Annotated in this window: 9 protein-coding genes, 1 tRNA gene and 1 pseudogene; 7 read left to right on the top strand and 4 right to left on the bottom strand. The window is 59.5% G+C overall.

What is annotated here, in order from left to right:
* Positions 1-74 precede the first annotated feature (74 nt).
* The 4 genes from RHIBUN_RS0105745 to RHIBUN_RS0105730 all read left to right on the top strand — a co-directional run bounded on the left by RHIBUN_RS0105745 (position 75) and on the right by RHIBUN_RS0105730 (position 5,787).
* Positions 75-1,751: a SulP family inorganic anion transporter gene (locus RHIBUN_RS0105745; protein WP_245271633.1), complete on the top strand. Its 1,677-nt coding sequence runs from the start codon at positions 75-77 to the stop codon at positions 1,749-1,751.
* 15 nt (positions 1,752-1,766) lie between these two features.
* Positions 1,767-2,603 (top strand): polyphosphate kinase 2, encoded by an 837-nt coding sequence (ppk2, locus tag RHIBUN_RS0105740; protein WP_025658822.1) that lies wholly within the window; start codon positions 1,767-1,769, stop codon positions 2,601-2,603.
* 52 nt (positions 2,604-2,655) lie between these two features.
* Positions 2,656-3,795 (top strand): AI-2E family transporter, encoded by a 1,140-nt coding sequence (locus RHIBUN_RS0105735; protein WP_025658821.1) that lies wholly within the window; start codon positions 2,656-2,658, stop codon positions 3,793-3,795.
* 201 nt (positions 3,796-3,996) lie between these two features.
* Positions 3,997-5,787, top strand: coding sequence for a membrane protein (locus RHIBUN_RS0105730; protein WP_025658820.1), 1,791 nt, complete (start codon positions 3,997-3,999; stop codon positions 5,785-5,787).
* A gap of 54 nt (positions 5,788-5,841) precedes the next feature.
* Here the strand turns inward: RHIBUN_RS0105730 and RHIBUN_RS0105725 are convergent, their stop codons facing one another.
* The gene (locus RHIBUN_RS0105725) at positions 5,842-6,783 is read right to left on the bottom strand and encodes a membrane protein (RefSeq protein ID WP_025658819.1); all 942 of its coding nucleotides are present in this window, start codon (positions 6,781-6,783) and stop codon (positions 5,842-5,844) included.
* Between the two features lie 938 nt (positions 6,784-7,721).
* Between RHIBUN_RS0105725 and RHIBUN_RS0105715 the strand changes: the two are divergent.
* Positions 7,722-8,228: pseudogene (locus tag RHIBUN_RS0105715) on the top strand (IS30 family transposase); the annotation flags it as partial.
* 39 nt (positions 8,229-8,267) lie between these two features.
* Here RHIBUN_RS0105715 and RHIBUN_RS0105710 read toward each other — a convergent pair.
* Positions 8,268-9,377, bottom strand: a complete 1,110-nt coding sequence (locus RHIBUN_RS0105710) for a sulfite oxidase (protein ID WP_025658816.1) — start codon at positions 9,375-9,377, stop codon at positions 8,268-8,270.
* 270 nt (positions 9,378-9,647) lie between these two features.
* Positions 9,648-11,030, bottom strand: a complete 1,383-nt coding sequence (locus RHIBUN_RS0105705) for an FAD-binding oxidoreductase (protein ID WP_025658815.1) — start codon at positions 11,028-11,030, stop codon at positions 9,648-9,650.
* Positions 11,031-11,352: 322 nt separating this feature from the next.
* On the opposite strand from RHIBUN_RS0105705, the gene RHIBUN_RS0105700 reads away from it, so the two are divergent.
* Both RHIBUN_RS0105700 and RHIBUN_RS0105695 read left to right on the top strand, forming a co-directional pair.
* Positions 11,353-14,868: an adenylate/guanylate cyclase domain-containing protein gene (locus tag RHIBUN_RS0105700; RefSeq protein WP_025658814.1), complete on the top strand. Its 3,516-nt coding sequence runs from the start codon at positions 11,353-11,355 to the stop codon at positions 14,866-14,868.
* 41 nt (positions 14,869-14,909) lie between these two features.
* Positions 14,910-15,170 carry a DUF4242 domain-containing protein gene (locus RHIBUN_RS0105695; RefSeq protein ID WP_025658813.1) on the top strand — a complete coding sequence of 87 codons (261 nt, stop codon included), beginning with the start codon at positions 14,910-14,912 and terminating at the stop codon, positions 15,168-15,170.
* 123 nt (positions 15,171-15,293) lie between these two features.
* Here RHIBUN_RS0105695 and RHIBUN_RS0105690 read toward each other — a convergent pair.
* Positions 15,294-15,370: transfer RNA gene (locus RHIBUN_RS0105690), tRNA-Met, on the bottom strand.
* Positions 15,371-15,386: the final 16 nt, after the last annotated feature.

The raw sequence follows: 15,386 nt of genomic DNA, 5'->3' as shown, positions 1-15,386 counted from the left end.
ATGCGGCGGCCGGACAAGCTTGGAGATCAACCACGAGAGAGCAGAGGGAGCCCGAGTTGATAGGCAGCCTACCAATGTTGCGGGGCTTGGCCGGTTTCAAGAAAGACTGGCTTCGTAGCGATATCCCTGCCGGGTTATCGATCGCCGCGGTGGGTTTGCCGAGCGCCATTGCCTATCCGGCGATTGCTGGCCTGCCTCCAGAGACCGGCATCTACGCCAGCATCGTTGGGCCGATCGCCTACGCACTTTTCGGCCCTTCCCGGCTCTTGGTCGTCGGCCCCGATGCCGCAACGATGACGGTGCTTGCGGCTGCGATGACCGTTATCATCGCGGCCGATCCGGCTGCTGCCAACATTGACCGGGTTGCCATCGCATCGGCGCTCGCCCTTGGCGTCGGCGTCTTTTGCATCGCCGCAAAACTGCTGCGCCTCGGCGTCCTCGCGAGCTTCCTGTCGCGCCCGATCCTGGTGGGCTTCTTTGCCGGCGTGTCGCTTTCCATCCTCGTCGGGCAGATCAGCCGCTTCACTGGTGTAAAGATTGAGTCGGATGGTCTCCTTGCGCCGGTCGCCGAAATTCTTGGCAAGACCGCCTTGATCCACTGGCCGTCGCTTCTCTTCGGTCTCTCCATGTTTTCGCTGCTTTGGATCGTCAAGGCGTTCCACCTCAAGGTTCCGGGTCCTGTGCTGGTCGTTGTTATTTCCGTCATTCTCTCGGCGCTTTTCGACTTCCAGGGACGTGGCATGGCAGTCGTGGGCAATATCCCAAGCGGCTTCCCGAGCTTTTCCCTGCCGGCAATCCATCAGATGCCACTCGATAAGCTTGTGCTTGGTTCGGCCGCGATCTTTCTGGTGAGCTTCGGCGCCGGCATCGTGACCGCGCGAAGCTTCGGATCGCGCACTGGTGAAAACGTCAACGCGAACCAGGAACTGATCGGTCTCGGCGCGGCCAATATCGCGCCCGGCCTGTTCGGTTCCTTTCCCATCAGCATGTCGGACTCGAGAACCGCGATAAACCTCTCCACGGGCGGCGTCTCCCAGCTGGCGGGACTGGTCTCAGCTGCCACGCTGATCGCCGCTCTTGTATTCCTCCACAGCGCTCTGCGGATCCTGCCGATCCCCGCGCTCGCAGCCATCCTTGCAAGCGCCGCCATCAGCCTCATCGATATTCAGGAACTCAAGAAGATCTGGCACATCAGCCGCATGGAATTCGTCTTTGCGCTGATCGCCATGTGGGGCGCAATCAGCTTCGGCGTCCTCAACGGCGTGGTCGTTGCGGTTGCCGCAACCTTCGTCTACCTCCTGCGCAAGACGATGTTTCCGCGTGACAGCCTCCTTGGTCACATTGCCGGACGGCACGGCTTCTTCGAGCTCGCCCGCTTCCCGGAAGCGCGCCCCGTCGAAGGCGCTGCCGTCTTCGCCATCCAGGGCAACATCCTGTTCTACAACGCCGACTATGTCCGCATGCGACTGACGGAGGTTGCCAGAGAGCTTGCTCCCGGAACCAAGTGCTTCGTTCTCGACGCCGGTGCCATCACGCACGTGGATAGCACAGGTGCGCTCGCACTCGACGCTGTGGCCGATGACTTGGCCAAGCGGGACATCGTCTTTGCCATTGCCGACGTCAGCGAGGAGAGTCGCGGCATCCTGGAGCGTGCCGGGTTCATCAAGAAGATCGGCGCCCACAATCTTTTCAATGGTCGGGAAGAGGCCCTGCGTGCGCTCATGGGCAATGTCGCAGGGAATGCGCGTTAAACAATGGAGGGAACGATGGACGAAGCATACGATCCGAAGCAAGAGGTTCCAGCGGAACGCAAGGGCAAGCATAAGAAAGCCAAGTCCTGGGACTACGACAAGGAAATCAAGCGACTGCAGATCGAACTGGCGAATCTGCAGGCATGGGTAAAGAAGTCGGGCGCCCGGATTGTCATCATCTTCGAAGGCCGTGACGCCGCCGGCAAGGGTGGGATGATTAAGCGGATAACGGAAAAGGTCAGCCCGCGTGTATTCCGCGTCGTCGCCTTACCCGCTCCCACCGATCGCGAGAAAACCCAGATCTACATGCAGCGCTATATTGCGCATTTGCCGGCAGCCGGCGAGGTCGTGATCTTCGACCGCAGTTGGTACAACCGCGCCGGCGTTGACCGCGTCATGGGCTTCGCCAGCGAGAAGAAGGCTCAGCGCTTCCTGGAACTTGCGCCCCGCTTCGAGGCGGCCATCGTCGAAAGCGGCGTTATTCTGCTGAAGTATTTCCTGACCGTCAGCGAGGAAGAACAGGAACGCCGCTTCAAGCGCCGCATCGACGATCCGGTTCGGCAGTGGAAACTCAGCCCCATGGACGTCGAGTCCTACCAGCGCTGGTGGGACTACACGCGAGCCTATGACGAGATGCTACGGATGACGGACAGCAACCACGCGCCGTGGTGGCTCGTGCCTTCCGACGACAAGGAGCGCGCCCGGATAAACTGCATCTCCCATATACTGCAGTCGATCCCCTACGAGCGGGTAAAGTTCGACGCGCCGGATCTTGGCAAACGGCAGAAGCGGCCATCGAACTATGTCGAGGATCAGAGCGTCAGGCATGTTGTGCCGGAGACGACTCGATGACGCCTGATCCGTTCAGGCATGCACTGTGGAAAACCGTGGAATAGGCTACGCGATGCAGCAACAGAAGAGCGGGACCGCGGCAGAAGCCGGTCCCGCGCAGATTTCGGTAGAGGCACGGGTCAGCGACTTGGTGCGGATCGGCATCATTGGGCTATTCGCCTATTGGAGCCTGCAGCTGGTTGCGCCATTCGCGCTGATCGTCATCTGGTCCGCGATCCTCGCGGTAGCGCTCTTTCCGATGTTCACCGGTCTGTCCAGACTTCTAGGAGATCGGCCCAAGCTTTCGGCCACCATTATTGTCATAGCGTGCCTTGTGCTCATAATCGCGCCATTGGCGCTTGTCTCGGTCAATTTCGCCGATGCAATCCTGGCTCTCGTGGCGCAATTGAAGTCCGACAATTTCACCTTTCCCGCGGCGCCTGAGGCTATTCGTGGTTGGCCAGTGGTCGGCGAGCGCCTTTACGCCGGCTGGAACCAGGTCGCCGGCAATCTCGCGGCAGCAATCATGAAATTCCAGGCGCCTCTCCGCGAGGTCATGGGAGTCATCATCGCCAAATTTGCAGCAATCGGCGGTGGGGTGCTGAGCTTCGTCGCGTCGGTCATTCTCTCCGGCATCTTCCTCACCATGTCCCCCCGCCTTGCAGCAACGATTCAGGTATTGGCGGGCCGCATCGGCGGAGAGAGGGGGGTTGGCTTTGCGCGGCTGGCGGGATCAACGGTTCGCAACGTCTCGCGCGGCGTCATCGGCGTAGCCTTGCTTCAGACGCTCCTATGCGGCCTGTGCTTTGCCTTCTTCGATATTCCGGCGCGCGGAGCCCTGACTTTTGCCGTGTTCATGCTTTGCCTGATGCAGCTTGGCCCTGGCCTCGTTCTTATCCCGGCCATCATCTGGGCATGGTTCTCCTGGCCTGCATCGATGGCCTTTGCCTTCACTGTCGTGGCGATCCCGATCACGGTCGTGGACAACGTGCTGAAGCCGATCTTGATGTCCCGAGGGCTTTCAACTCCGATGCCGGTAATCCTCATCGGCGTCATCGGCGGAACTCTCTCGCATGGCCTGCTCGGCCTGTTTCTGGGGCCAATCGTGCTCAGTGTCTTTTACGAACTGCTGCGCGCCTGGGCTTGGCCATCAGAGACATTGCCCGGGGCTACGGCTGCCCCGGCGATGGCAGAGAACACCGGCACGGATTGAATTTTATCCAACGCTGCACCTATCGATCGGTCTGATGGACTGTTCTAGGCCAAAACCAGTGACCCAAATCGGACTGCACCGCGCTCAACCGGCGGGTAACCATTTGAAGGTGCATCGTATGTAGCGGTTGCAGCCACCGGCAGTTCTGAGCTAATACTATAATCAGCTAAAATATTTGCGTGATCTCGTTAGGGCGTCATCATGAGCAGCGCAATAGCCAAGCCCTCGAAGCCGACGGCCGAGGAAATCTACGACCAACTTGAACGGATACTGGCGAGCGAAGAATTCCATTCGCCGGAGCGGGGCCGCAAGTTTCTGCAATTCATCATAAGCGAGGCCTTGGCAGGCCGATCGGAATTCCTGAAGGCCTTCACAATCGCCAATGAGGTCTTTGGTCGCCAGGTCAATTTCGACGCCCAGAACGATCCTGTCGTCAGGATCGAAGCAGGCCGAGTCCGCCGAGCACTTGAACGCTACTACCTCATCGCCGGCCAAGCGGACGAGGTAACGATTACGATCCCCAAGGGTGGGTACAGGCCGTGCTTCGAATATGCTCACAACGTTCCGACACCGTCGCTCGCGGCGCCGCAGTTTGATCTCGCTCCAGCGATCGAGCCTCACCGTGACACCGGGCCGCTTCACAGCCTCGGCCAATCTTTCGGCCGCCCTCAATTATCGACCACGCTGACGCTCGGCACCGCCCTTTTGCTCGCGGCAGCTTCGCTTTATATCGTCCTTCCACAGGCATTGTCGGGGTGGCACCAAAATCCCTCAGGCGCCTCGCCGACAGAAGCGGCCGAACCCAGAGTCATTGTCGAGTCCTTTGAGGATGAGGGTTCCGCAAATGCTGCTTCCGAAATCGCGCGTGGCCTGAGGGACGAGATTATCGGCAAGCTAGCAAAGTTCGATGACATCGTCGTTGTCGCGGATGCGTCGAAGGCCGAACAACCGAGCCCGAATGCTTATGGTTTGCAAGGCAATGTCCAACTCGACGGGCCAAGATTGCGGCTTGTCGCCCGGCTCGTGCGCCAATCCGACGGTGCAGTGATTTGGGCGAACAATTACGACGCGGACCTTCGCGCGCAAAGCAAGCTCGAGATCCTGACCGGCGCCGCTGAAGAGATCGCCAGCACTGTCGCGGAACCATATGGTGCGGTTTTTCAAGCCGACACCGACGCACTTGCCTGGCATCCGCAGAGCGGAGATGCGGACGCCTATGCCTGCAGATTGGCTTACTATAGCTACCGTAGGTCGATGAATGCCCAGACGCACAACACGGCGCGAGACTGTCTGCAACGAGCGACAGAGCTGTTTCCGAAAAGCGCTGCCTCCTGGGCGCTTCTGTCCCTCACCTACCTGGACGAGATGAGGTTTCGTTATAAGCTCGGCACATCCTCAACGGACGAGACGCTGGAATTAGCCGCCAGCGCGGCGGAGCGGGCAGCCTCGCTTGCCCCAAACGATGCGCGTGTCCTTGAGGCTCTCATGCAGGTGAGCTTTTTCAGAAATGATGTCGACAAAGCCCTTCAGGCGGGTGCGGCAGCCTACGCCATGAACCCCAATGATACCGAGGTCGCGGGGGAATACGGGTTGCGGCTGGCCATGTCGGGGAAATGGCAGTCAGGCTGCGAGCTGATTTCGAGCGCCGTCAACAAGAATGCGGGCCCGAGGGGATACTACCAAGTGGGCATGGCATTGTGTGCCCTGATGAGGAATGACGTCCGGGCCGCGGAACTGTGGTCTCGCATGTCCGACCTGGAATACAATCCCACGCATCACCTCGTGCTCCTATCTATTCTTGGCACGGCCGGGAAAACGGCTGACGCCAGGCAGGAACGGGAATGGCTCAATGCCCATGCATCCGGATTGATGAAGAACATCCGCAAGGAGGTTTCCTTGCGTCTGCAGCGCCCGGAAGATCAGGAAGCATTTTTCAAAGGTCTACGAGCCGCAGGTGTCGCAATCGAACCCGCCGCGGACACCGGTAAATAAGTTCGACGCTGCAGCATCTGTGGCATCTGCACTCTCTATGGAAGGAGGCTGACCCTACTGCCTCCGAGATATCGCATCCGCGATCAGCCGGGCGATTTCATCCTGCACGTCAAGAATGCGTCCTTCGTCAAGGTTTCTGTCATAGGCGCCTGTCCAGACAACGGTTCCGTCGGCTCGATCAACCAGCCGGATTTGGACATGCAACCGCTTATCCTCGGTGCCCACGCTGCCCTGGATGGAGAGTGACGGTTGGTTTGGCGCCACGATATACGCCTTCGGCCCAGGCGTCCTGACAGCGATTGATTTGACCTTCGTCAGTTCCACAATGACGCCATCCGTCAGACTCTTGGCGATGCCGGCGTCGCCATTGTCCCGACCTATGCCGACCAAAGGCTCCACGACGATCTGCGGCCGCATCTCATCTCCCGCAGGCAAAGGTGTGCCCGACGAAGGGTTCAGTGAAGCAACCAGTTCTTGGAGCGGCCGCATCAGCACCAACATGCCCATGGCGGCGATGACAAGCAGGACACCAACCGGCAGGATAAAATCCCGGTAGGCAAGCGGACGTTTATGTTGCGCCACCGGCGCCTCCTGCACGTCGACATCTTTTCCCGGCGAATGACGTCCTGACGCAATCTCTGACTGGCTTGCGGTGAAACTCGGTACGTATCCACCCTTGGGTATGGTGATGTGTATGGAATCGCTTTGCCCGACCACGAGGTAGTATCGCTCCAGGGCGCGGCGAATACGCCCTGTTTCGATACGAACGACCGGATCGTTTTGGGCATCAAAGGAAGCATCTCGGCCGAAGACCGCCTGCGCAATGGTGTAAGCCTTCAGATTCTCTGATCGTCCCGCCAGTGCTTCATCGACGACATATGCAAGAAATCTCCGACTACGCCCCGGAACCTGGAACTCCGCGCTCGACAAGATGCGATCAAGCTGATCACGAACCCTTTCGGGTTCCAGTGACAAATCATCGCCTTGCGAACTCATGCCTCCCTCCCGTAAACATATCGCTCTCACAAGCGCTCAAGGCGACGTATAGGGCTTGCGACCCGACCGGTCGCTCTGTCTCGCAGACTGTGCCGCGACGAACCTAAGACTCTCAGCTGCCTGTCGACGGGGTAAACGTCGGGTAGACCCCCAATGCCTGGGGCTTCATTTTGGAATGATATGGAATCCATAGATGCGATAGCAAGTCGGGAACAACCACACACTCCCGAGTACTTGAAATCGCGGCGACCAGCGGCAAGGCCGATCACTTTCACAAGCAGACCCTGCGCTCCGCACTCGAGCCCAGGCTGGTCAGAAGTCTTGTCATCAAGGAGATTCGCGCCCGGTTATTGTCTGGGCTCTTTGGGTTCCCGCAGACCCCGGCTCGTCAAACCCTCAACTGGCGGGCTGAGCTCGGCACGTCTGACACTTCGCCACCAAGGATGCGGTCAGCAAACGACAGGTTGGAAACCCCGTAGCGCTTCAATAGCTCAGCGTCTTCATTGGCGCGAAACTCGGCCTGGTCCGAGGGTGACGAGAAATACTTCCCAATCAAAATCGGCAGACGAATGCCTCTCAGGTTCCTTTACTGGAACATGTTCCAGAACAGCGCATCGCCGATCGACTTGATGGTGGAACCATCGGCAAAGTAGCTCGGATAACACTTCCCGATTGCCTTGGAATTCCAAAGTGTTGCCGGGCCGAATGTGCCACGTTCCCCGGTGCCCGATCCGAGTCTAAGGCGATCACGCGGCTTCGGGGGCCAGTCCGGCTCGTATTCGGATGCGGTCAGAATCGGGGCTTTGAAAGGCTCTTCAAGATGTGAGTTGTCAAAGCATACCAGCCATTCGCCTCCGACCAGCAACTGCGGAGGAGGCGCAGGCCGTGCCGACCAACAACTCGACTGCATTGGTAGCCGGCCGGTCGTCCAGATTGAAGTTCATCTAAGCGAGAGGCCTGCGTCCGCTGACGACCGTGCAGTCCCCGGTCACTGGGAGGGCGATCTTATCGGTGGGTCGAAGAACAGTTACATCGCGACGCTGGTCGAGCGTCACTCGCGCTACGTCATGCTGATCAAGGTCGCCAATAAGGATACCCAAAGCGTAGTTTCTGCGCTGATAAAGCAGTCACAGAAACTGCCGGGCGAACTCTACAAATCATTGACCTGGGATCGGGGCAAGGAGTTGGCTGACCATCAACGACTGGCAATAGCCGCTGACGTTGAGATTTACTTCTGCGATCCCAGATTATCCTGGCAGCGCGGTTCAAATGAGAACACCAATCGATTGCTGCGCCAATACCTACCGCGCGCCACTGACCTGTCCGTACATAGCCAAGCCCAGCTCAATGCTATCGCCAGGCAGCTCAACGAACGTCCAAGAAAGACCTTGCTTTATCAGGCGCCCGCGCAAAAATTTGCAGAATGTGTTGCGGCGATCAATTGAACCCACTGCCATAAGCCGCCATTCCGCCCACGCGGGTGATTAGATCACGAATTCCTCCGCGTACGTCTGTGGCTCGGGAACGACTGTAACATCCACCGGAATAATCCAATTGGCCGCGTAGCTCTCGCAGTCGGAACGCGGGAGGTCGGGCTGCACGCACCCCGCCCCATCGATCGCGCGACATCGCAATATATATCGCCCCACTTTTTCAGGGGTCCACATGTATTCCCACAAGCGCCATGCGAAGGGACATTCTGTTTCGAGAAGCCTTCCCTCGCGCCAGCCCCTGCCATCTCCGGTGCAGACCTGCACCTGCCGGATACCAGCCTCTCCGCTCCAGGCGGCTCCGAAAATCCGGCACGGTTGGCCGAGGATTAGATGCGCCCCCTGTACGGGACGCGCGATCTGCGCTTTGACCTCCATCTCCGTAAGGGGGGCGAGCCCAGGTTCCCCAAGGCTGCGCTCCCAACGGAAATAGTCGCGCGCCTGCCAGTAGCCAAGGAACGGTTGCTCCACAACCGTGATATGCGTGATCCACTTGACCCAAGCCATGCCGAACCAGCCACCCACCACCGCGCGTAGCGGGTAGCCGTGATCGCGCGTCAACGGTTCGTCGTTCATCGAATAGGCAAGGATCGTGCTGTCAGCGACGGCCTTCTCCAGCGGTAAACTGCGGGCAAAAGCGATGGGGCCTGGAGAAGCCGTTTTCTTGTTCGCGTCGACGACGCCGCTGTCGGCGCCTACGAGCAGAACCTCACGTGCGGTTCGCCTAACGCCCGCCATTTCCAAAATCTCGCGCAGAAGAACACCCGTCCACGCGGCGTTGCCGACGGCCCCGTTCTGCCACTGCAACCCCTCCTTCGCCGGCACATAGTAGACGCGCCCATTCCCTGCGCACTCGACGACGGCGGTGAAAGTCGTGCTCTGCATCGCCTTGATGCTGTCGAGGTCAAGTTCGATCGGCCGCTCCACCGCCCCGTCAACGCGCAATCTCCAGTCTCGCGCATTGAGGTCCGGTGACGGAAAATGGTTTCGTACGAAGAACAGCTCCGTTGGGATCCGCCAATCGGAGAGCGACGCAAACGGAAACTCGATGTTCTGTGGGGATTTCTGTCGAACTATTAGACTGGGTTGCTGTGGTGTCGGCATCGTCCTCGTCTCTCCTTCCAAGAGCACAACGTCGGCTCGCGCGCATTCCGGTTCGATCACACCGCCCCTCGCCGTGCGTCTGTCGCATTCCGCCTTCGGGCCGCATTCTAGCACATACCGCACGTTCCTCGGATCGATCTCGAACGGCAGCAAAGGGCCGCAAGCGGCCTCGGCGGGTGACGCCACTACGCCAAAGGTGTACATTGGCAGCCACCATCGCAGTGGCCGCCAGGATCGAGGAAGCGCCTTTCAGTGACGCCCCTCTCGGCGTCAGGCGGCAGGGCGAATATTATGGTTCATCCGAAACAGGTTGCTCCCGTCGTACTTCTTTTTCAGGTGGACAAGACCCTCGTAATTGTCGCCATACGTGGCCTTCAGGCGCACATCGCCTTCGTCGTCCATCATGAAGTTCGGGTAAGCGCCGTCGAGGTTGAACGGGTGGACCGCCTGCCAGTAGTCGGTCGCCCATTTTTTGAGCGTCGCCGCCTGGCGCGGATCGGCGTCAACGCCGGCAATAACCATCGACCATGTGGCATCCCGGCAATTCCACGCCGTTTCATCTCTTGCCTTGCGATGGACGGCGGCATCGATCGGGTAGAGGTGCATGCACGAGGGTTCGCTGGGTGCCTTGGCCACCTGCTCGATGTGTGCTTCGATCGCCGCGTCGGGAAGCGTCTTCACAAAATCACCCTTCCAGTACCATTGAAGGCCCTTCGGAAAGAGCCCGTCGAACATGCCTTGAAGTGTCGGGTACGGGATCGGACCGGCAAAATCGACAATCGGCTGCGGGAGCGCCCTGCGGACGGCGTTAACTGCCTTCTCCCCGTCGGCGACCGCTCCATTGTAGGAAACGAGAAGCACGCAGATCTTCTTGCCACGATGCTCCACCGGGAACGGATCGGCGGAGGGAACCGTCTGCAGCCCAAGGAAGACGTAGAACTCGTCCGGCGCAGTCGCCAAAAACTCGCGGTACCAGCGCATCACCGTCGCAGCATCCTTCAACTCCCAGAAGATCGGACCGGCATAAACGCTGTCCGCAGGGTGCGCCTCGAACAGAAAACTGGTGACCACACCAAAGTTGCCACCGCCGCCGCGCAGCCCCCAGAACAGATCCGGGCGCTCGGCCTTGCTGGCGGTGACGAGCGTGCCGTCCGCGAGCACGACGTCGGCCTCGATCAGATTGTCGATGGCAAGCCCATATTGGCGGGTGAGGTATCCGTGGCCGCCGTTCAGCGTCAGGCCCGCCACACCTGTGGTTGAGACGACACCGAAGGGGATGGCAAGCCCAAAGGCGTGGGTGGCATGATCGACCTCGCCGGTCGTACACCCGGCCCCTACACGAACTGTCCGCTTGACGGGATCGACGCGCACACCCCGCATCGGCGACAGGTCGATGACGATGCCGTCGTCAACGCTGGCAAACCCAGCCCCGTTGTGGCCGCCGCCCCGGACGGCGATCGGAAGTTCGTTGTCGCGGCCGAAGTTCACGGAGGCAATCACGTCCGCAGCATCCGTACACTTTGCGATCAAGAGCGGCCGCTTGTCGATCATGGCGTTGTAGAGCCTGCGGGCGTCCTCGTAGTCGGCATGGTCGCGCCCGATAAGAGCACCGCGAAGAATCTGTGTGAACTTCCCGATATTTTCGCTGATCATAACACCCTCCTGAAGCCGAGCCTCCGAGCTCATGACGTCGAATCTAATACTGACGAGGGGCGTTTGAAGGATGATGCGCTGACGACTGAATTCGCTCCCCACAGCGGTCGATTGCGACTTCGAAGAATGCGCTGCAAGATGCGGATAGTCTATAATCGTCCTTAGTTGGCGCTGAAAAATGCCGCATGATCTGCGAGGGCTGCGTTCGCAAATTCGCCATCGATTGCTCGGCCTGTTCGACGCGAGCGGCTCCCGGCAACTGCGTGGCAGGATGCCGACGTTCGTGGTATTTTTCGGGAACGGTTGAGCGGATTGAAAGTCGATGCAGACGATTGAGGATTGGCTAGCCCAACTCGGTCTCGGCAAGTACGCCGCGGCCTTCATCGAGAATGACGTCGATCTGCGAGCGCTCCCTCATGTCGCGGAATCCGACCTCCGTGAACTCGGCGTCTCGCTTGGTCACCGGAAGATTATTCTAGCCGCGATAAACGGACTTGCGCAGCAACCTCCGGACGAACAGCAGCCCGCTCCCGTCGCGACGGACGCTGCGGCTGACCGACGGCTGCTCAGCGTGCTCTTCTGCGACCTCGTAGGATCGACTGCGTTGTCGGAGCAACTCGACCCGGAAGACATGCACGAGCTGATCCGCCGTTATCAGGATAGCGTCGCGGGCGCAGTCACGCGGTTCGGAGGCTATGTCGCCAAGTATCTCGGAGATGGCGTGCTTGCCTATTTTGGGTGGCCCATGGCTTATGAGGACCACGCCGAGCGCGCGATCCGGGCCGGTCTCGAGGCGATAACCGCCGTCGATGCGCTGCAGTCGCCCAACCAGCGGGGACTGAAGGCGCGGATCGGCATCGCATCCGGGCACGTGGTCGTTGGCGACACCGATGGCAGCGCGAAGGAGCGTGGATCGATCGCCGGCGACACCCCAAACTTGGCGGCACGTCTGCAGGGGGCGGCCGCCCCAGGGCAGATCGTGGTCTCGAACAGCACCCGCCGCCTCGCCGGGCGGTCGTTCGAAATCGCCAGCCTCGGCGAGCGGACGCTGAGAGGCTTCACCTCGCCCATTGCGCTGTTCGAAGTCCGCGGCGAGCGAGAGGTGGACAGCCGTTTCGAAGCCGCGCATTCCAGAAAGCTCTCGAAATTTGTCGGACGTGCCAGCGAGATCGGGCTACTGCTCGAACGGTGGGAGCTGGCGAAGGCCGGCCAAGGACAGATGGTCTTTTTGTCGGGGGAGGCGGGCATCGGAAAATCCCGTCTTGTCGAAGCCTTCGAAGAACATCTGCGCGAGACAGAGCATGAACTCATCCGATTGCAGTGCTCGCCCTATCACGCCACATCGGCCTTTTACCCGATCGTCGAGCGACTGAGCCGGGTCGCGATGTTTACGCCGGCAGACGACCGAAACACGCGAGTCGAGAAGTTTCGCACCCTTGTCAGCCGCTACGGCGAAAGGCCCTCGGAAGTTGGTGCGATCTATGCGGAGCTGCTTTCGCTCGATGGCGGTGACGAGTTCAAGCCGCTAAATCTCTCCGCCCACCAGCGTAAGGAACTTCTCGTCCGCACTCTCGCGAACCGATTGCTTCTTGCGACCAGAATCGCACCGGTGCTCATGGTCGTAGAAGACGCACACTGGATGGATCCGTCCACCATCGAATTGCTAGAAGAACTCGTCGGCCGGCTTCACGGCACGGCCGCCCTCGTCGTCGTCACCCATAGACCGGAATGGAGCGCGGACTGGGCCAGTGGATTGGCGCAGTCGACAACACTCTCCATTGGACGTCTGACTAGGCAACAGATGCGCGAGCTCATCGGATCGATGGACTGCGACATTTCCGAAAAGCTTGCCGAAATGATCTTAGAGCGAGCGGACGGCGTGCCGTTGTTCATAGAGGAGTTGACCCGCACGATCATCGAGAGCGGAACGTCACCGTCGCTCAACGTAGAGATCCCGGACAGCCTGCAGGGTTCTTTGATGGCTCGTCTCGATCATCTAGCGGCAACAGCCAAAGAGGTCGCCCAGATTGCTGCCGTTATTGGCAGGGAGTTCGATCGTGGCCTTCTGTCGAAGATTGCAGGTCTCGATGATCGGATCCTCGAGAAAGCACTGCACCAGCTTGTTTCCAGCCAGATCGTCGTCGGAGGCGGTGTCTTGAATGATACCCTCGTTTTCCGTCATGCGCTCATTCAGGATGCCGCCTACCAATCGCTCCTCAACCGGCGGCGGCGACATTTCCACGAGGAAATCGCCAAGGTTCTCGTCGACCAGTATGCCGATGTCGCTGCCACGCAGCCCGAACTCATCGCCCAACACTACGAGAAAGCGCAACGGGTCGAACTCGCGCTTCCCTACTGGATGAAGGCCGGAGAACGCGCCCTTGCACGATCCGCCAACTACGAGGCAGTCGATCATTTCCAGAACGCACTGTCGATCGCGGAACAGTTGCCCAACGTGCCCGGCCACCAAACAGACCTTCTCGCAGCAGTCCTGAAACTAGCCGACGCCCTGTACGCTGCCGGCCGCATGACGGATTCGCTGGCGAAATACAGGCTGGCCGCCCCATTGGCACGCAAAGCGGCAGACACTCAGGGCTTCGTTCGCGCAGTGATCGGCCTCGACGGCTCCCAATTTCTCTCCTCGAACTCGCTTGCCGAAACCCTGCCGCTTCTCGAGGAGGCCATGGCGATGGTTGAACCAGCGGACAAGAAGTCGCGGTGCCAGATTCTCAGCCACCTTGCGCGGGCTTACGCCTACCTGAATGACAGCGAGAAAGCCGCACAATGCCATGGCGTTGGAATAGAACTTGCCCGGGAGGTTGGCGACAAGACTTCTCTTGTGGAGCTCTCCGTTCTCCCACTCCTGACAGCCTCGCCGGTCAAATCCGTCACGGAAAAAAACGACCGGATCGCCCGCGTAGATGAAATACGACGCCTCGCAAGCGAGATCGATGATGACGATGTGCTAACCAGGGCGCTTTCCATTGACACCTATGTCTCAACTGAACTGGGCGATCGCGCACGGGCCGATCGGGCGGTCGACGCCCTGGAGGAACTCGGCACCAAGCGGCAGCATCTCAACGTCCAGTTCTACGCTCGGATCGCAAGAGCGATGATGGCCATCCTCGATGGAAGGTTCACGGCCGCCGAGGAGCTTGCCGAAGAAGCGCTGAAGCTGGGCAAGCACACCCTTGGCGTGGCACCCGAAGGTGTCTACGGCATGCAAATGTTTGCGATCCGCCGGGAGCAAAGCCGTCTCTCGGAGGTCGCGCCGGTCATGAAATTGCTGATCGAGGAAAACCCGGACGAAATCACCTGGCTACCGGGCTTCGCGTTGGTCGCCTTTGACCTCGGTTATCGGGAAGCGGCCCAGCGGAGATTGGAAGAGCTTTCCAGCACACGCTTCACCCTGCCGCTTGACGGAAAACGAAGCGCATCCCTCTCGTTCCTGACGGAAGTCGCCGCCGGCCTGGGGGACATGGAAGCGGCCAGGACACTCTATAAGCTTATGCTCGACTACAAGGAGATGACCGTCACGATAGGCATGGCGACTGTCTGCTTCGGTGCCGCAAGCCGCTATCTGGGCATGTTATCCGCCGCGCTGGGTGAATTCGAGCGGGCGTCAAAGCACTATGAGCATGCGCTCGAGATGAACTCGGCGATCGGCTCGCGACCGTGGCTCGCGCACACGCAGGCCGAATATTCTGATTTGCTAATGAAAATAGGTAGCAGAGCCGCGATAAAGAGAGCAATGTCCTTATCCGAGCATGCCCGGTCAACTGCGGCCGAACTGGGAATGGTCAGGCTGCAACAGCGACTGAAGCAGACCATTCATTAGGATCAGAGGTTCGCCGCTTTGGGTGAGAAGAGGGTCTCATCATGCCACGCTATATCATCGAAAGAAACTTTGCCGAACAACTCCAACTGTCGAAAGAGGGAGTCGAGGAAATCAACCTGATCAACGACGAGGAAGGGGTGAAGTGGATTTTTTCGTTCCTCAGCGCCGACAGGAAAAAGACATACTGCCTTTACGAAGCGCCAAATCCTGAAGCCATTCGCGCCGCGGCAAGGAGGAACAATGTCCCCGCGGATGTGATCATTGAAGTTGGCAGGGAGATCGGCCCCAACATGTTTGCATAGCCCTGCCCGACCGCCCCTCCCGGCTGCACCTGCTTGAGCTACCGAATTTACACGTGAAGGCCGTCCGCCTATGCGGAGGAGCTTTCTGTGAGGCGAATTGAATGGCAAATATTCAGGTTTTGTTGGTTGCGGGGGCAGGATTTGAACCTGCGGCCTTCAGGTTATGAGCCTGACGAGCTACCGGGCTGCTCCACCCCGCGCCAAGTGCAAAACCCT

This window comes from Rhizobium sp. IBUN (assembly GCF_000510625.1).
Lineage (GTDB): Bacteria > Pseudomonadota > Alphaproteobacteria > Rhizobiales > Rhizobiaceae > Rhizobium > Rhizobium altiplani.
The sequence above is the reverse complement of the archived record's forward strand: the minus strand, read 5'-3'. Positions and strand labels throughout refer to the sequence as shown.